This is a genomic window from Streptococcus sp. FDAARGOS_522, from assembly GCF_003812445.1.
GTDB classification, from domain to species: Bacteria; Bacillota; Bacilli; order Lactobacillales; family Streptococcaceae; genus Streptococcus; species Streptococcus agalactiae.
This window is the reverse complement of the sequence record NZ_CP033808.1, coordinates 472687-489669: the sequence shown is the minus strand read 5'-3', so window position 1 is coordinate 489669 and position 16983 is coordinate 472687. Positions and strand designations below refer to the sequence as shown.

General features: G+C 32.6%; 21 protein-coding genes. 1 reads left to right on the top strand and 20 read right to left on the bottom strand.

All coding sequences use genetic code 11. The features are described 5' to 3' along the window. Positions 1-117: 117 nt before the first annotated feature. From EGX70_RS02470 to EGX70_RS02405, 13 genes are all read right to left on the bottom strand, one after another. Positions 118-1602: a carbon starvation protein A gene (locus EGX70_RS02470; protein WP_000256021.1), complete on the bottom strand. Its 1485-nt coding sequence runs from the start codon at positions 1600-1602 to the stop codon at positions 118-120. Between the two features lie 155 nt (positions 1603-1757). Next, positions 1758-2492: a response regulator transcription factor LtdR gene (gene ltdR, locus EGX70_RS02465; RefSeq protein ID WP_000866959.1), complete on the bottom strand. Its 735-nt coding sequence runs from the start codon at positions 2490-2492 to the stop codon at positions 1758-1760. A gap of 11 nt (positions 2493-2503) precedes the next feature. Beyond that, the gene (locus EGX70_RS02460; protein ID WP_000171914.1) at positions 2504-4243 is read right to left on the bottom strand and encodes a sensor histidine kinase; all 1740 of its coding nucleotides are present in this window, start codon (positions 4241-4243) and stop codon (positions 2504-2506) included. 750 nt (positions 4244-4993) lie between these two features. Continuing rightward, a complete protein-coding gene (locus EGX70_RS02455; RefSeq protein WP_000523740.1) occupies positions 4994-5200 on the bottom strand; it encodes a hypothetical protein in 207 nt (68 codons plus the stop codon). 434 nt (positions 5201-5634) lie between these two features. Next, positions 5635-6165, bottom strand: a complete 531-nt coding sequence (locus EGX70_RS02445; protein ID WP_000075065.1) for a hypothetical protein — start codon at positions 6163-6165, stop codon at positions 5635-5637. Beyond that, positions 6162-6878 (bottom strand): hypothetical protein, encoded by a 717-nt coding sequence (locus EGX70_RS02440; protein ID WP_000744746.1) that lies wholly within the window; start codon positions 6876-6878, stop codon positions 6162-6164. The genes EGX70_RS02445 and EGX70_RS02440 overlap by 4 nt, the downstream gene beginning before the upstream one ends. 4 nt (positions 6879-6882) lie before the next feature. Beyond that, complete coding sequence (locus tag EGX70_RS02435) at positions 6883-7332, bottom strand: hypothetical protein (protein WP_024439920.1); 450 nt, start codon at positions 7330-7332, stop codon at positions 6883-6885. 395 nt (positions 7333-7727) lie between these two features. Further along, positions 7728-8615 (bottom strand): CHAP domain-containing protein, encoded by an 888-nt coding sequence (locus EGX70_RS02430; protein WP_000676306.1) that lies wholly within the window; start codon positions 8613-8615, stop codon positions 7728-7730. 516 nt (positions 8616-9131) lie between these two features. After that, entirely contained in the window at positions 9132-9548 is a 417-nt protein-coding gene (locus tag EGX70_RS02425) for a hypothetical protein (protein ID WP_000475835.1), read from the bottom strand. A gap of 196 nt (positions 9549-9744) precedes the next feature. After that, the gene (locus EGX70_RS02420) at positions 9745-10035 is read right to left on the bottom strand and encodes a DUF4176 domain-containing protein (protein WP_000591550.1); all 291 of its coding nucleotides are present in this window, start codon (positions 10033-10035) and stop codon (positions 9745-9747) included. Continuing rightward, entirely contained in the window at positions 10028-10912 is an 885-nt protein-coding gene (locus EGX70_RS02415; protein WP_001173092.1) for a hypothetical protein, read from the bottom strand. The genes EGX70_RS02420 and EGX70_RS02415 overlap by 8 nt, the downstream gene beginning before the upstream one ends. A gap of 5 nt (positions 10913-10917) precedes the next feature. Next, positions 10918-11661, bottom strand: coding sequence for a hypothetical protein (locus EGX70_RS02410; protein ID WP_000443236.1), 744 nt, complete (start codon positions 11659-11661; stop codon positions 10918-10920). A gap of 43 nt (positions 11662-11704) precedes the next feature. Further along, positions 11705-11950 (bottom strand): hypothetical protein, encoded by a 246-nt coding sequence (locus EGX70_RS02405; RefSeq protein WP_123947879.1) that lies wholly within the window; start codon positions 11948-11950, stop codon positions 11705-11707. 124 nt (positions 11951-12074) lie between these two features. On the opposite strand from EGX70_RS02405, the gene EGX70_RS11255 reads away from it, so the two are divergent. Further along, complete coding sequence (locus EGX70_RS11255) at positions 12075-12200, top strand: hypothetical protein (RefSeq protein ID WP_017646361.1); 126 nt, start codon at positions 12075-12077, stop codon at positions 12198-12200. Positions 12201-12380: 180 nt separating this feature from the next. Here the strand turns inward: EGX70_RS11255 and EGX70_RS02400 are convergent, their stop codons facing one another. From EGX70_RS02400 to EGX70_RS02370, 7 genes are all read right to left on the bottom strand, one after another. Further along, complete coding sequence (locus EGX70_RS02400; protein ID WP_000926390.1) at positions 12381-12674, bottom strand: DUF4176 domain-containing protein; 294 nt, start codon at positions 12672-12674, stop codon at positions 12381-12383. 10 nt (positions 12675-12684) lie between these two features. Beyond that, on the bottom strand, positions 12685-13335 hold the full coding sequence (locus EGX70_RS02395; RefSeq protein WP_000414937.1) for a hypothetical protein: 651 nt from the start codon (positions 13333-13335) through the stop codon (positions 12685-12687). 5 nt (positions 13336-13340) lie between these two features. Further along, positions 13341-14177 (bottom strand): hypothetical protein, encoded by an 837-nt coding sequence (locus tag EGX70_RS02390; RefSeq protein ID WP_000395449.1) that lies wholly within the window; start codon positions 14175-14177, stop codon positions 13341-13343. A 263-nt stretch (positions 14178-14440) separates the two neighbouring features. Further along, positions 14441-14755: a DUF4176 domain-containing protein gene (locus tag EGX70_RS02385; protein ID WP_123947877.1), complete on the bottom strand. Its 315-nt coding sequence runs from the start codon at positions 14753-14755 to the stop codon at positions 14441-14443. A gap of 28 nt (positions 14756-14783) precedes the next feature. Next, positions 14784-15329 (bottom strand): hypothetical protein, encoded by a 546-nt coding sequence (locus EGX70_RS02380; protein WP_001060311.1) that lies wholly within the window; start codon positions 15327-15329, stop codon positions 14784-14786. A gap of 5 nt (positions 15330-15334) precedes the next feature. Further along, a complete protein-coding gene (locus tag EGX70_RS02375; RefSeq protein WP_123948143.1) occupies positions 15335-16621 on the bottom strand; it encodes a DUF2508 family protein in 1287 nt (428 codons plus the stop codon). Further along, the gene (locus tag EGX70_RS02370) at positions 16621-16977 is read right to left on the bottom strand and encodes a hypothetical protein (protein ID WP_000998391.1); all 357 of its coding nucleotides are present in this window, start codon (positions 16975-16977) and stop codon (positions 16621-16623) included. The genes EGX70_RS02375 and EGX70_RS02370 overlap by 1 nt, the downstream gene beginning before the upstream one ends. Between the last annotated feature and the right edge of the window lie 6 nt (positions 16978-16983).

The following is a 16983-nucleotide window of genomic DNA, read 5'->3' as shown; positions in this document are numbered from 1 at the left end:
TTGTAATCAAACAGAAATATTTACTGGAATTTTTAGTAGAAAAATAACCTCGAATGATACTTCATTCGAGGTTATTGTGATAACTGTAAGTCTTAATAACATGGCTTCAAAATAATATTAAGAATCTAAACTACTGTAATAATTAATTGGTCTATGATCGTTAAACAGGAATGCTTCAGGATGAACAGTTTTTAATTGTTTTTGACCAGATTTCCAGAAAAGTCCAACAAGAATACCTGTTAACACTAAAGCAAGTGAATAAGTTAAGATGCCTAAGCCCATATTAAATCCAATTGGTTGAGATAAAATATAAACAACTACTGCATACAACATGAACATAGCTGGTACAAATGTTACCCAATAATTTCGTCTTTTTAGGATGAGATATCTTGTAGCAACTAATAAACCAATAACAGCAGTTACTTGATTTGCCCAGTTAAAGTAACGCCATAGGAGATTAAAATCAACGTGTGTAAGGACAAATGAAATAACATATAATGGGATAGTTACAGCAAAGATTTTTGGAAGAGTATCTTGTTTGACATGGATATAATCAGCAACGATAGTACGTAAGCTACGGAAAGCTGATAAACCAGATGAAACAGGGAGAACAATAACACCAATGATAGCGATAGTTCCAATTACACTACCGAGTAACATTAACATTACTTGATTGACAACTGCAGAAGGTGTCCCAGCAGCAATCATTTCATAGAGATTTTGACCTTTGAACAAGCTCATTGAAGCACCTGCCCAAATCATCGCAATTACTCCTTCTGCAATCATCATGCCGTAGAAAGTGAAACGCCCTTCTCTCTCATTAACAGTTGTTCTTGAGACCATAGGTGCTTGGGTAGCATGGAAACCAGAGATGGCTCCACATGAAATGGTAAAGAATAAAGCAGGGAATATCCCAAGCCCAGCTGGATGCATATTTTTAAAGGTTTCAAAAGTTAAGTTTGGCATATCAAAGCCACCAGTTAATAAACGGAAGCCAACTGCTGCCGTACTAACCATTAAGATGACGCAGAATACAGGATAAACTTTACCAAGTGCTTTATCAATAGGTAAGACTGTAGAAATAAGGTAATAAACGAAAATAAGACCGATTATCCAAGGTAAAGATAGTGTCCCAGCTGGTAAAATACTTAGGATAAGATTAGCTGGAGTTACCACAAATACGGTTGCAACTAAAATAAGTAATAGCATTGAAAAAATGTTGATCACATGCTTCATTGACTTTCCAAGATAGCGACTAGCTAATTCAGGAAGATATGCACCATTATTTCTAAGAGAAATCATTCCAATCATATAATCATGAACAGCCCCTGCAAAAATACATCCTAAGACTATCCAGATATAAGCAACTGGACCATAGAGTGCTCCTAAAATAGGTCCAAAGATAGGTCCGGTTCCTGCGATGTTCAATAACTCAATCATCCCATTCTTCCATTTTGGCATAGGAACAAAATCATATCCATCCCTTAATGCTTCTGCAGGTGTTTGGCGATTTTCATCAATTTGAAAATTCTTTTCAATGTATCTACCGTACGTGAAATAACCAACAATTAAAAGGGCTACCCCTCCTAAAAATGTTACCATATCACTGCCTCCTAAAAATTTTTTTGCTTAATTTTATTAAGCGTTTTCATGACTTTAGTATAGCATTGAAAAATTGAAATTTCCTATTTTCAAGATGAATGGTTGTTTTTTAGAAATGAATAGTCTAAGTTTTATGATGAATAACTTTTCATTAGTTAGGTAGATATGCCTAACATTTGTTTTAGGGGTTTTACATTTGCTCTGCTAACAGGAACTGTTATTTTATTACAAAGGTGTAACTGAAGTGTTTGGTTAAACCAAGGTTCAATCGTTTTAATAGCATTAATGTTCACAATGTAAGAGCGATGTACCCGTACAAATTGAGATGATGGTAGTTTATCTTGCCATTGTTGTAGAGAGCCATCAATTTCATAATTTTTATCAGGTGTTTGTATAATCAGTTTTCCTTGCATAGCTTCAATCAAAAGGATATCATCCGCCGACACCAGATAGATTCGATCTTCTACTGTCAATGGATACTGTTGCTTGAAGAGAGGACCGGAAGTTACGCTCTCTATAATTGTAGATGTACTTAGCGCTCCTTTTACTCTATCCATAGCTTGCTTTAGCCTATCAAAATCATAGGGTTTTAACAAATAATCACGCGCATCATGCTCAAAAGCCTGAATAGCATATTGATCATAAGCAGTCGCAAATATCAATAATGGTGGTTTGGGCATTTTATTGATATACTCTGCTAATTGCAACCCAGAATCATCTCTGAGATGGATATCTAACAGTGCTACATCAAAAGTTTCTCTAAGTAAAATAGCTAATGCAGTAGCCATATCATGCGCCTCTGCTATAACGAGGTTAGAATCATACTTATTAAGAAGGTAAATTAATTCGTTACGTGCAACTGGTTCATCATCAACTACTAAAACTTTCATACAATACCTTTCTAATTTTTAATGGGGATATTAACAATAGCACAAGTTCCTGAATCATTTGATTCAAATTTTAAACTTGCTTGTCCATCATAAATAATATTCAAGCGACGAACGAGATTCTCAATAGCTGTACCAGAACCTTGTTTTGAAATTTGAGTTTTTTTTCCAAGCGTTATTAATTTTTCTTTTGGAATCCCAATACCATTGTCTTGGACAATGATATGAAGCCTATCATTATTTCTTGCAATAGTAACCTTTAGCTGGTTATTTTTATTAACATGCTTAAAAGCGTGTTTATAAGAGTTTTCAATCAAGACCTGCAATGTAAAGGGAGGAATCATTAAGTTGTCATCTGAATTTGTTTGGTTGTCTAAATTAAAGGCCACCATGTTGGGAAATCTTGCTTCTTCAAGGGCTAAATAGGCGTTAACCTGTTCCAATTCATCATGAAGAGGAATTAAATTTTGCTTTGCCCGTTGAAGATTAGCACGAATAACCTTGCTAAAATCTTGGACGAGCTTTCTTGCTTTTTCGCTATCCATGCGAATTAAACCATAAATAGTATTAAGTGCATTAAAAAGAAAATGCGGATTAACCTGCGCTTGGAGAGACTTCATTTCCGCATCCTGTAGTAACCTTGTTGCTTCCTCAGCTTGTCCCAAAGCTAACTGAGTGGAAAAGATATTGCCTAATCCTTCAGCTAATTGACGGTCAACGTAAGTCATATGTTGTGCGTCTGAAAAATATAATTTCAAAGTACCCACTATAACATCGTGGATGTGTAATGGAATAACAATTGCTGAACTAAGTGGGCAATTCTTATGGTCGCATTCGATTTCACTTTTATCAGTTGCGACACTAACTTTACCAGTATCTATTGCTCTTTTAGCAAGCTTTGTTAATATTTGAGTATTAGGAAGATGATGGTCAGCTCCATCTCCTACATAGGCTAAAATGGCTGATTGACTAGTCAGGCTAACAGCACTCACATCCATATGTTTATGAATAATTTCAGCTACTGGTTGACAAGATTCTGTTGTCAGTCCCTTTCTAAGGTAAGGAAGGGTTAAATTTGCTAATTCAAGTACTTGATGGGTTTGAAATGCTTTAGCATGTTCTTCTAATTTTTGAGTAGATGAAATAATGGATATAAATATACCTAAACCTAAAGTATTACTTAAAATCATTGGCATGCTGATAAAAGATACTAATCGAAGCGCCTGATTAAAGTCAACACTAAAAATGAGGATACAGATCATTTGTAGAATTTCCATACCGAAACCAACAACCATTGCATCTAAAACACGAATTTTATTATAATTTCTACGAAGATAATTGCCTGATAACCCAGAGCATAAACCAATTAGTAAGGAAGAAATGACATAAATATGAGGGGCTAATCCTCCTTGCAAGTACCTAACGAATACAGATAAGAGACCAACTATAATACCGACTATGGGGCCACCGATTAGACCTGATACACCAATGGTTAAAACACGTGTGTTGGCAACCGATGATTGATCTGCTATATGATTAAGAGTTTGTGGAATGATAGATAAATCTGACTGAATTTCTACCCCTGTAAAATTAGAAATAATAGCAAATAAGCTAAATAAGATAAGCAGAATATACTGGTGTTTTTTTAATTCGGGTTGCTTCAAAGTTTGTTTTATAAAGGGGATATGCACAAAGGCATAGGCTAATAATATGATTAACCCCGCTCGCTCCATCATAATTAAAAAGAGTGTCATTAAATCTCTCCAAAGTATTAATTAGTCCGTTATAACATAGGTATAAAATGATTCATTTCATTACTCATTTAAAATGTCTCTCTATCAAGTATTCTCAAGACAATTAAGGGGATATCCGTCAACAACTATTATGAAAACAACTACTTAAGGATGATAGATACTTTCACTAAAAAATTTTGATTAATCAAATATATTATTATTATAGCATATCAAATATTATTTTTTACATATTTATTAATTAATATGGTAACACCCATTATCTGAAGTGTGTAGGTGAGGTCTAAGTAAAGAATTTAAGCGTTTTGATAATAAAAAAGTGAGAACAATAGATTCTCACTCACAATTAGCCCGGTAATTTCTCACACGATTTGGTACTGCTTTTTTAAAATTGGACGATGGTGTTATTTTTAATATGAGTAGCTGCACTCGAATCCGATTGCTCAAAAGCACTTGTCGCTCCATTGAGATAGCTATTCAGATCAGAAATAACTGGTTGAATGTTTTGGCTGACTTCTTTGATAACTTTTGATCCAGCTTCTAAGTATTTTCAATGTTCTTGAACCCATTGGTGATCTTTTTTTACTAAGCCACATGCTGTTAAAATCATCATTAAGCTTATCCCTCCCATAATAATAATAATCAATTTTTTAAATCCTTTAAACATCACTTTTCCTCTTATCTTATTGATTTTTTCAATTTTATTGCTGTCTTGACGTTGCTATCGCAAACAACCAACTCAATGCAATATAGTTATGGTATACATATCAATGTAAGAATCAAGATTTTTAAATTCATATTATTTGTATGATATTCAGGATTAGCTATTTTTGATTTCACAAAAAAACCTTCTTCTACTTTTTCTAGACTGATTCTTTCTTCCCACTCCTTCGTATCAATATCATATATTTGAAGAACTAAACTCTCAGAGTTTCCAGTCAATTTTAGTAATAATCCCAAAACCAATCTCCTTCCTACAAACCAACGGATAATTTTATTTCAACTGGTCCTGGTTTTAATTTTACTTGTGCAATTTCGCTTGTTATACCAACTATTGATATCGCCGATACTCCTATTCCTGATGATGCGCACGCATCAATAGTTAAACAAAGTACTTTAAATCCTACAGAGGGTCATTCCATCAATTAATGGCATCATCGCGCTTGAAGCATGGCATAGGTTTTGGTATTAGAAACTGAATATGAATTCTATTATCTATTAAAAAAATCAATATCACCAGAGTATTTATAAAACATAACGATAAAAAATCAAAAAATATTTTTACCATTTCCCTTAATTTCATGAGATGTTTTTTAAATCATAGGTTACCTTTAAAGCCAGAAAACTCCTAAGAGATTTCATGAACTAGCTGTCACTTTATAAGTGATCACAAGCTAATAACAAAAGTGAAATGAATCATTAACTTTTCTAAAGTTAATAAAGAATGGAATTAGCTCAATTGCCACTCTAGAAGCGAGAAAGTCACCATAAGAATGATCTGTTGTGACAGTAATATTATCGCCATTACTTTGAACACGATCATAAAAGCTAGTAGCTTTGTCTCCTAATCGTTTTAAATAAGCAGAGTTATTGGCACCGATATTTGCATCTGAAATAAAGTCGGTTGCCCCATCAGCATCCTTATTAGTACCCGCATAAGCTATATAAGTCTCACCAGTATTTTTATCTTTTACAGCAATAGCTGCAATACCTGTTTCTTTATCATACATGGCGTCGCTAGATCTCAATCCTGGATTATTTTCTTGTAGTATTTCATTCAGGGTTCGTCGTGCTTGTATACTCGCATTTTTTTCAGAATACCCCTTCTTCATATATTCTGTATATTGCTTTTCAAAATCATATACATACTGGGAGAGGTCTGATGAAGAATCAATTCTTCTATCTAATTTCTCACTTGGACTCATTTAGAAAACTCCTTTACATCCTCTAATGTAATACCTTCGAATATAGAATATATCTCAGAATCAGTATCAATACTGATTGTATAATAATATTCTTTACTTCCCGTTTTTGTAACCGAAATAGATGATTTTTTAGGATTTTTAATATTTAATTGCTTTATAAAAGGGGCTACAATTTCAGAATTTATAGGAATCTTATAGGAAACACCTTTTAATTCAGTTTCGGGATGTTTTAGTAAGTAATAATATATTTTATATTTTTTTAATAATGAAGAATCAAATGAACTAAAAACAAACTCATCATAACGTTCTGACGGTGTTTTTTCAGTAAAACGAATTGAATTATCTTTATACTGGATTGGATACTGTATTTGATTTTTAACTTCGGTTGAATATTGACTAGATTCACTAACTTCATGTTCAAAATTACCAATGAACTCTTGATTCTTTTGCTTTTCTAGTCTATATGAACAAGTTGTTGTTTCACTGACTTTATCTTGTACATCTTTAGAAATACTTATAGAAAAGTAATAAACTTTTATATTATCTAAATAGTTATTTTTATCTGATATATATTTAAAGTATGACTTAAAATTCTGTTCTGCCTGGTATTCCTTTTTCGTGCGGTTTTCTGGGATTTTTGAATCCTTACATGCTGTCATCATTATCATTATTAATAAGCCTCCAAAAAGCAGTAATAGTCTTTGTTTTTTCATATGCTCAATGCTCCATTTCTATTTCTTGAGTGATTTTAAGCATTCTTTCTTGTCTTCTATCATGAATATAAATCATATCTGGTTTCAAATAAGGTTCTTTTGAATTATATGATTTCGGTAATACTGACTGATCCATAACTCTCATTCCTAAGAGAACATACTGTGCCTGTGTTCTAATAGCTTTTGGAACATCTGAGATATTAGTCATAAGGTATGATGCTAAACCACCAAATAAGAAATAAATATGATATTTGTGAGCCGAGTCAAGTAAGAATAAAATCTGTTCTCTATCCATATTTGTTTCTGCCACAAAACTATTCATATCAGGAATAATAACAAACCATGATTCTATTTTACCAGATTCTTCTCTTAAATAGATTTCTGAAACAATAGCTTCTAAATGTCCTGCTATTTCACTTCGATTATTGATATATTCAATTTGTTGTTCTGTCAAATCATCATAATCAGAAGCAGTGTCTAAAAGATAAACCTTACTATCTTTAATCAATGAAACAGATTTAACTAAGAAGCGCGTCAAGTTAGACAAATTATCTGGATTGTCAGAAGTAAAAAGTAACTGTTTGAATTTCGAAAGTGGAATGCTACAATTATCAACTTCTTTTAAGCTAATACCAAGTGAAATCTGATTAGTCTCACTTGCTTTTTTAACATCCTCATATGCCTTAAACTCCTCAAAGGTAAGTGTTTCTGGAACAATTGGAATGGCTATTGGTCTTGGTCCAGTTCATTTGGTGATAAAAATCTGTTGATTTTAAAGTTCTTATGAAAGATAAAAGGGTCTTAGATTTTGACAAGCTAAGAACCTTTTGTTTTTCAAAGAATAATTATCTACTTCTCCCCAACTATATAAGTCAATTGTGCTGCTTCTGCTGCACTGAAGGTGCGGTAGGAGATGGTGCCAAGTCCTAGGACATTTGATTCGGAGATCAGGATAGATCCGTCTTCCTTAACGTCTTCGACGATGGCCACGTGGCCGTAAGTTCTATCAGCACCAGCTTGGCCGGAGCTAAATGAGATGGCGTAGCCTGTTTTTGCCTCGTGTGTGGTTTGATAGCCCGGCTTATTTTTCCAATCGCCACCATTACCCATAAATGGTCCAAACTGGTAGCCAAGTTCTTTGGTGCGGTTAAAGACGTACCAAGTGCATTGGCCCCAAGGGTAAGTGCCTGCCACATAGTTGCCCGCTTGATTAGCTCTTGAAACAGAGTAACTCGTTGGGACTGCCATCATAGCGACGGACGACGTGTTGAGCAGTTCCTTTGAAATCTCAGAAATTCCGCCATGCGCGTCAATCCACTTGTCAATGCTCTCCATAATGGCCGCACGACGTTTACCAGAACCGCTAGCATCCGTGCAGTAAACCCCACCTCGAGCCGCTACATTCAAGTTGCCAGTTGACAAGAGTTGTGCTTTTTGGTCTTGAATGGCAAAGCTGGTGTTTTGGTTTTGGATGATGGTTTCCTGTGTCATTTTAATGACAGCCTTGTCATCACTAAAGTTTTGAGCATTAGTTGTATTGTTGTCAAATGCCCCAAAACCAAACATATTAGCACCTGGTGCTGTGGCAACACCTTGTGTACCAAGCGAACTTTCTGCGATAGCAATGGCAATGATTGCACGCGCATCAATATTTAAACCAAATACTTTAAATCCAGCTTTTGCTTCACCCTCTATAATATAAGCATCTACGCCAGCTTCAGCTTGAATCCCTTTCACTGATTTTCCGTCTTCATTAGTGAACTGTCCAACTGCAGCATTTGCTTCGGCTCCAAGAAACTTTGTTTTTTGTTTTACCTTTATGTTTACTTGTTGAAAAGGGATTCATAACTCCTACTGAAGTTTTTCCTCCTAAAGCATTAATGGTTGTGCCATTTTTTTATCTCCATAACTCTTTTCATTCTATTTTACCAAAAAACACCCCAAACGATAGGTTTGTAGCAACTTAAAAGTATAGCGTGGTAATTGCTCAAAATAAACTCATTACAATATATTTATCTTTTTTCAAAACGTTTTTCTTTATTAAATGTGGACCTATTGAATGCATGTAAAGTCTATAGTTATGAAGCAAAAGTTCCTGTGGAGTTTCGTTTATTTTCGATGAATCAATGTTGTCTTCAATTTTGTGAAATAATTTGTGCTGAATCTATAAAATATAATTACGAAGATAAACTTTTCAAATTCTTTATATTTTTATCTACATATCAATGTTATTGCTCAAAAATTACTTTGCACTTATTTACCATATTTGAGTTTTCCTTTTAAAATATCATTGTAATCTTGAGTACCACTTTTTACGAATTCTGTTGACTCAACTTTTCCATTAACTTTTCTAATCATAGTAATAAAGTTGCCAGGAAAATTATAGTGATATTGTGAGGATCCATTATAGACATATCTTTTTTCTTTATTAATTTTAAACTTTTGAGTTTGACTATTTTTTGTCCAATATAACTGTTTATTCATGATTTTTAATTTCTCTGTTTTATCAAGTGAAACCGTCTTATCTGAATTTATAGTTTCTGTCTTATAAAAGGTACCATCTGTTTTCGATGTTCTTTGAATTGGTGTAAGCAAGTTACTAATAACAACAAAAGCTACAACTAAAATTATAAATAGCCCTAAGATTTTTTGCTTTTTATTTTTAAACATTTAGCTTTTCTCTCTATCTTCTTAAAAATTCAAAAACTCAATAATTCTTGCTCTTGTTTTTCAAGGTTTTTATATCCACATAATCAAGTGACAAAATAAAACAAGTATTTTTAGAAAATAATATATTTTAAGGTATTGTTTTGCCTTTATATATTTATTGTTATTATTTATTATTTTAAGGTTATTTTATCTACTTTTAGGGATAGATACTTTTTTCCCATTCATGATATATTTTTAAAAACCTTTCTTCTTCCTCGTCTCTATAGCCTTCAAAAATCACTTCGTCAATGTTCTCATGTTGGAAAAATAAAGTTGATTCTGTTTGAAGGCCAGCCGGATATAACCCCCCCATATAGTCAGCAAACAATTGGCCAGTACCTTCTGGATCATCATATATGACTCCCCTACCTACAATCATTAATTTAACTGTTCCCTCTTCTAAATAGACAATACTTCCTAATGGTAGTAACTCTTCTTTTTTAATCATTTTTTATTAACTCCTTATGTTTTTTCAAATATTTTTTTCCATACCATTCTTCAACAGATTTATTTTCCCAGTCTCTATATTCTTCAGGATACTTAAGCTTATAAAAACCTTGTAAAAAATATGGCATGGCAACTTTAAATACAGCATAAACTACAATAATATTAAAAATAATCCACCCGATAAATAAAATCGATAATTTAACGGTTCCAGATAAACCTAAATCTAAGGATGATAAAATTAACTTTATAATGATACCTATGCTTAAAAAACCTAAACCATAAGTCTTTAAAAAGTCGTAAGTTTTATTGGAAGATTTTTCTTCAGATTTTTCAAATATCATGGCTTTTATATCATTAATTGAACCCAAAGAAATAGTTATTGTAATTAATACTAAAAATAATAGAGTTGAAATAGTACCGATTACTGACAGTGAGGGTGTAATCCATTCGACTGCAATTAAATCAAGTTCAAATACAAACCATACCATATATGAATAAACGTGAAACTGATACCTATATGGTAAAATAAATGCTTGTTTAAAACGTTTTCCTAATAACACTAAGAGAAACCAAAAAACTAACATTATTAAATATAAATTCATTGTTAATAGTTTAACGTCAGAAATAGGTATTGTTAAGTCACTAGGTTTTTCCGCATGAATAGTAATGGAAATAGTGACAATAAAGAAATTCAATAATATAGGAAATAAAATAGTTAAAATTATGGATTTTAAAGTAAACCAAACCGATGGAACTCCATTCTTTGTCTGTTTCTCAATTTTCAAGTGCTCTTCATTGTTAAGACTACTCATTCCATTGTCATAAAGATTAAGACTTTCTTCAAAATTTGCAGAATAAATTGTTCTAGTTTTTTGCATTATCCTCACCCAAAACCTATTACCTTACCAAAACCACCTATATATTTGGAAACTGAATTTTTCACCCCATTTACAGATTTACCTATGTTATCAGCAATTTTCTGTGAACTTTTAACTGGGTGATCAAAAAACTTAGGATCTAAAGCTTTTACTCCTTGAATAGCAAAGCCTATTCCACCACCAATAATTGCTCCTGGTACTCCTCCAACAGTCGCACCCAATGTTGCTCCTTCTAAGGGACCGACACTCGCGACCGCAGATAAGGCACCCTTTTTTACGGCCTTGCCAATATCTTTGGTTTTTGAATACTCATCTATTCCCTTTGATAATCCCGTAATGCTAATGTCTGCTATAGTTAGAACTGTTGCTCCTTTACCTATTATCTTAACTGACTTGCCTAAAAATTTACCTACAGATTCAGCCTTAGATCCACCTTTTAATACCATTTCTGACAAATTTTCATAACCAGCTATTTTTTCTAAACCGAATTTTACACCTGCTTTTATGGGACTTGCTAAATTTTCCAAATACGTTCTTGCTTTAGTAGCAGATTTACCAAAATTACTATAACCTTCATATTTTGCAAGAAAATTTAAAATTGAATCTACATTTTTCTTGCCTGAAGCTCCTTTTGATTCCATATTCGCTAAAATATCCCATAGGCCATCAGATTTTAGTACTTTTTTTGAGAAGTTCCGTGGTAATAAAGCAAATACTTGGCTAATTCTACTAGCAGTATCACTTTCCATAATATTTTTGAACTCATTATATAGGTTTTCATATGAAACTTCGTTATTGTTGATATTTTCTCTTACTTTCTTCAGCTTTTTCCTTTTTCAGTTCTTCTGCTTTGGCAACTTCTCTTTTTTTCATTCCTGTTTGGATTGTTTTTGTCCAATCCAATCCTTTTCCTGAGGTATCAAATGTCCCATTGAAACTTCCAAAACGTTCTGAGACATAATTAAGGCCTGCAGAAACGGCACCCTGAACTTCTGTTAGTCCACCAAAGACTGTCGAGGATTCCGCATTGAATTCCATGAGACGTTTTTTTAAACATAGGTTACCTTTAAAGTCAGAAAACTCCTAAGAGATTTCCTAAACTATCCCATGTATCACTTATAGTATCATTTATGGTATCAGCAATTTCCTCTTTATTATCTCAATGGCATCAAATGCTATCGAACCTGCAACTCTTCCAACAAAACCAATTGCTCCACCAATTATCATTCCTGGCAGTCCACTAATCAATGCACCTCCTTTAGTTGCTCCCATTCCAATTGCAACATGACCCGTCTTAACAGCTGCATTTCCTACATCTTCACCATCTTTGATTAAAACTACCTACTTAAGAACAAAGAAGATACTTAACTTTCATCTTTGTTCCTAAATAGATAGTTGCTTAAAAACAACTATCTATATATATATTGAGTTTAGTATTTTCTAAAAATTCGAACTAATCATTGAATAGCTATTCAGTTTTACCTTTGGGTATATTTTTTCCTTCTTTTTGTTTCCATTTTTCAATAAGTTTTGATACTCTTTCTTCTTCCTCATCATGATATCCCTCAAAAATGACCTCATCAATATCTTCCTCATTAAAATAATACACTTGTTCCATATTTAAGCCTTCTGGGAATATCCCGCCCAGATAATCAAAATAAACTTCTTGCCCACTTTGATCTACTATTGAAGCACGGTTTAAAATCACCAATTTCTGGTTTCCATCAACTAAATATACAATACTTCCAACTGGTAATAACATATTTTTTCTCCTATTTAATGTAATAAATTTTCCCATTAAATGATGGTTGAAATTCGATAAATTTGATTAGTAACAAACAATTAGAGAAAATAAATCCAAATAATATTAAATTACAATAATTTGTTCCAAAAATTGCTAAAATCCATAAAGCGAGGTATGAAATTATTAATGAACTAATATAAGTTAACCACTTCCGATTTCGTGGTTTTGAATTAAATAATTTTCTAGATTCATATTTTGATAATTCTATTTCTTTTGTTGTCATATTCAAATATAATAAAATACCAATAAATATTATGATATTTAAAATTAAAAATAAACTTATATGATTATATATATATTCACTTCTGGTAAGATAAGCCAAATTAATATTATTTGGAAAGATAGTAATATGTATTAAATATAAGAATAAAAAGATAGTAGCACCTTTAGTAGTAACTTTGGAATTTTTCCCTTTTTTTAAGAATATATTCTTATCATCTGTTACATCAAAGATATCATAAGAATTCAATCTCTCAGGGAATAAACCTACTAAATAATCTTTGTAGTTTTTTGGGTTAGCATAATCTAGAATGTAATAACGTCCACAGATACTTACTAAATAATATCTACTATTTAATTTTGTAATTTTTTCAACACGATTTAATTGTTGTTTTTCCAATTAGTCTACCCCCATTTTAATGCAGAACTGAAAGACTTACCTATATTGTTAAGAGCGTCTCCAACACTGTCAATTGCTCTTCGCACAGGTTTAACATTTTCATAAATTGCTTTTGCACCAATCACCGCAATTGCTCCTATAACAACTGCTCCCACCAATGGTGCTGCAAATCCAGCAGATGTAGCTAATCCAGTACCTACACTAGCTCCTATTGCTCCAGCAGCCACACCGGTTGTCGTTGTTAATCCGCTATATGACATTGCTCTTCCAACATTATGATGTCTATCATAATGTTCTTTTGCATCTGAATAAAAATTATATGCTACTAAAGCAGTACCACCAACACGTGCAGCCCTCCCTATAACTCTACTCTCAGCATTTGTAATATCTTTAAGTTTGCTTGTTGCACTTTTACGCAAAGGATTAGTATCCTTTACGAACCGTCCGTTAGCATCTCTTGGTTGTAATTTTGCACCATAAACTTTACCTATATTTTTGCCATCTTTAATAATAATTTTCCCAAATTTATCAAATTGTTGACCTGCAGCCTCAGTACCATAATTCACATAATCTGTAGTTTCTGTTTGAAAATCTGCAAGAGCATCTTTTCCATCATAAGATTCATTTGGCTTTTTCTTCTTCAGTTCCTTGTCTCTAGCTTCTTTTCGAACTTCCATCCCAGTCTTGATTGTTTTTATCCAATCAAGACCTTTACCTGAGGTATCAAATGTACCATTGAAATTTCCAAAACCTGTCGAGACATAGTTAAGTCCTGCCGAAACGGCATCCTGAACTTCTGTTAGTCCACCAAAGACTGTTGAGGATTCCGCGTTGAATTCCATGAGATGTTTTTTAAAACATAGGTTACCTTTAAAGCCAGAAAACTCCTAAGAGATTTCATGAACTACCTGTCGCTTTATAAGTGATCACAAGCTAATAACAAAAGTGAAGTGAGTCATTAACTTTTCTAAAGTTAATAAAGAATGGAATTAGCTCAATTGAAACTATCTACTTAAGAACAAAGAAGTACCTTAACTTTCATCTCTGTTCTTAAATAGATAGTTTTATAAAAACAACTATCTAAAATATATTAATAACGACAATATCACTCTTCAATCTTGTTAACTTCTTCAATTGTAAAATGTGGATATTCAATTTTATCAATTTGTTCCTTAAAACCTTTTTGAGCTTTTAACTCATTCTCATCAATATAACCTGTAAACCACACCTTTTCAATATCATCGTTATTAAAAAAATATGTCTGATTGTCAGTAACTCCACTAGGAAATATACAACCAGAATAGTCAAAATAGCCAATTCTATTCTTATATTTATATAAAGGATAACGGGCAATAATCATTACTTTTAATGAACCATTTTTTAATGTGATAACTGAACCAATTGGTAATATTTTTTCCATAATTCTTCCTATCATTATTTTAAAAATTTTATTTAATTTCAACTTCTTTTATTAATTTGTTAATAATTCTTTTTCGCTCAAATGTTGACAATTCTAAAGTTAAAAATACAAGAAACGAGCAACCAAAAATGATAAAAATCAAAATAATAGACGAAATTAGCAAATATATAAACATACAGATAATACTTAACATTAACGAAATAAAGAAAATTGTGATTGCAATTTCAGTATTTTTTTTCTCCTTTATTAAGAACTCTTTTTTTTCATAATCAGTTAAAGAGATAACTTCTAGTTGTAATTTATTGAATTTTTGCTTTACTAAACTATGAGTAAGTATAAAAGTTAAGAAAATTACTATAAAAAGGATAAAACTATTGATAAAACTATTTTCAAAATGAAGAAATTGAGTCAACCATCTTACGATAGGTAGACTAAATAAAGTTAGTGAAACAACTAGATAATTTTTATTTGAATTAGTATTTATATTAACATCCTTATACAAAATATTTGTTTGCTTATCATATAAAATATCATTTGAGTAATAAGTTCCTAGTGCTAAAATTTTATTATTCATTAATTTCACCTCCAAAAACCTTCATAAACTACTGAATCAATAGTCTTACGAGTGGAAATTACTTTCTTAGTAGTATTATAAACTTGTTCTTTATTATCATACAACCAATCGAAAGCCATTGAACCAGCAACCCCAATAGCAAAACCAACAACGGCACCACCAGCAGTTCCGACTACCGGAAATGCACTCCCTATTATAGCTCCTGCTTTTGCAGCTCCAATACCAATTGCAACATGACCACCTGTCTTGACTGCTGCATCACCAACATCTTCACCATCTTTAAGTTGTAGTCCAAAGTCAACTGCAGCACCAATAACAGGAACTCCTTTTTTCACAAATTGACTACCTCCACGAATCATCTCTGCATAAGCAGGATTGACATCAATTGCAGTTGATAATTCAGCTCCATTTACAGCAGCTAAAACACCAGAGAACTGCATCGTTTGGAAATTCTTGGACAATGCTTCCCATGATTCCTTAGTGAATGTTTCCACTGCTTTATCGGTTAATTTTGCTTTAGCTAATTCTTTCAGAAAAGCAGTGGAACTATTTACTAACCCACTTTTTATTGATTGATAAGTTTGTTTATTAATTTTACCAGCTTTATAAGCTTTTTTTACTTCTTTCAATAATGAATTTTTATCAATTGAAACCTTATCTCTCCTCTTTTCCATCCCAGTCTTGATTGTTTTTGTCCAATCAAGACCTTTACCTGAGGTATCAAATGTACCATTGAAATTTCCAAAACCTTCTGAGACATAGTTAAGGCCTGCCGAAACGGCATCCTGAACTTCTGTTAGTCCATCAAAGACTGTTGAGGATGCCGCATTGAATTCCATGAGATATTTAAATTTTTTCTTATTCTTTTTGAGCCGTGCTTTTATTGTCGCTTCTAATCCATCAAAGGCATGCGACAAAAAAGTGGCATGTTTGTCTAAGTGTGCTTGCAAATCATGAATTTTAGCTAATAATTCTTCATCTTTTTCGATTTTTTTGGTTAGGACGTCAGAATCTAGACTTTCACCTCCACATTTATCGCTATATAAACTTTGTAGTTTACTAACACCTTCCTCTGTCTCTTCAGATAAAAGGATCATACCATCTATTAATGTTCCTAATACACCTGTGGCATAGGATTTTGCATTTTGATAGGCAGTACCTTCCAAGCCTGCTTGATTAGCAAAACTAGTCAGACTTTGCTTTGCACTATTTAAAGCTGTAACACGTGAAGCAACTACTGTTGATACGGATGACGCCTGTGCAGCAAGTGAACCTGCATTAACTTTTACCATCATTCTCCCTTCTCAGATTGAGACACATATAGTTTCTGTCGCTCTTGGACAAGTCCTTCTAATGTGTCTTTAGCATCTGTTTCTTGTTTGTTGAGTTTAGCCATTTCTTCTTGAAAATAATCTTCAACGATTCTTGACTGTCGATTAAAAATTAACATGATCTCTTCTTGTTCCATAACTTCTTCTGGTGAAAGACTTTGAGAACTATCTCTCAGAGACTGTTGAATATCAAGTTGCATGTTAATAGTTTTGTCATAGGATTTTTTTAAGACTATTTTCTTATCTTCAATCCGTTCCAGTTCTTTTCTAAGAATGGCTTCATTTCTTTCGACTTCTTTTAACTGTTTATCATTCATAAAGAC

Excerpts from the sequence above, each read along its gene's own strand:
- EGX70_RS02385 (WP_123947877.1), bottom strand. The coding sequence starts at position 14,755 with ATGGAAAAAATATTACCAATTGGTTCAGTTATCACATTAAAAAATGGT.
- EGX70_RS11255 (WP_017646361.1), top strand. The coding sequence starts at position 12,075 with ATGGCATCAAATGCTATCGAACCTGCAACTCTTCCAACAAAACCAATT.
- EGX70_RS02470 (WP_000256021.1), bottom strand. The coding sequence starts at position 1,602 with ATGGTAACATTTTTAGGAGGGGTAGCCCTTTTAATTGTTGGTTATTTC.
- EGX70_RS02370 (WP_000998391.1), bottom strand. The coding sequence starts at position 16,977 with ATGAATGATAAACAGTTAAAAGAAGTCGAAAGAAATGAAGCCATTCTT.
- EGX70_RS02405 (WP_123947879.1), bottom strand. The coding sequence starts at position 11,950 with ATGGAATTCAATGCGGAATCCTCGACAGTCTTTGGTGGACTAACAGAA.
- EGX70_RS02410 (WP_000443236.1), bottom strand. The coding sequence starts at position 11,661 with ATGGAAAGTGATACTGCTAGTAGAATTAGCCAAGTATTTGCTTTATTA.
- EGX70_RS02400 (WP_000926390.1), bottom strand. The coding sequence starts at position 12,674 with ATGTTATTACCAGTTGGAAGTATTGTATATTTAGTTGATGGAAACCAG.
- EGX70_RS02460 (WP_000171914.1), bottom strand. The coding sequence starts at position 4,243 with ATGACACTCTTTTTAATTATGATGGAGCGAGCGGGGTTAATCATATTA.
- EGX70_RS02440 (WP_000744746.1), bottom strand. The coding sequence starts at position 6,878 with ATGAAAAAACAAAGACTATTACTGCTTTTTGGAGGCTTATTAATAATG.
- EGX70_RS02390 (WP_000395449.1), bottom strand. The coding sequence starts at position 14,177 with ATGGAATTCAACGCGGAATCCTCAACAGTCTTTGGTGGACTAACAGAA.
- EGX70_RS02380 (WP_001060311.1), bottom strand. The coding sequence starts at position 15,329 with ATGAATAATAAAATTTTAGCACTAGGAACTTATTACTCAAATGATATT.
- EGX70_RS02415 (WP_001173092.1), bottom strand. The coding sequence starts at position 10,912 with ATGCAAAAAACTAGAACAATTTATTCTGCAAATTTTGAAGAAAGTCTT.
- EGX70_RS02445 (WP_000075065.1), bottom strand. The coding sequence starts at position 6,165 with ATGAGTCCAAGTGAGAAATTAGATAGAAGAATTGATTCTTCATCAGAC.
- EGX70_RS02425 (WP_000475835.1), bottom strand. The coding sequence starts at position 9,548 with ATGTTTAAAAATAAAAAGCAAAAAATCTTAGGGCTATTTATAATTTTA.
- EGX70_RS02420 (WP_000591550.1), bottom strand. The coding sequence starts at position 10,035 with ATGATTAAAAAAGAAGAGTTACTACCATTAGGAAGTATTGTCTATTTA.
- EGX70_RS02375 (WP_123948143.1), bottom strand. The coding sequence starts at position 16,621 with ATGGTAAAAGTTAATGCAGGTTCACTTGCTGCACAGGCGTCATCCGTA.
- ltdR (WP_000866959.1), bottom strand. The coding sequence starts at position 2,492 with ATGAAAGTTTTAGTAGTTGATGATGAACCAGTTGCACGTAACGAATTA.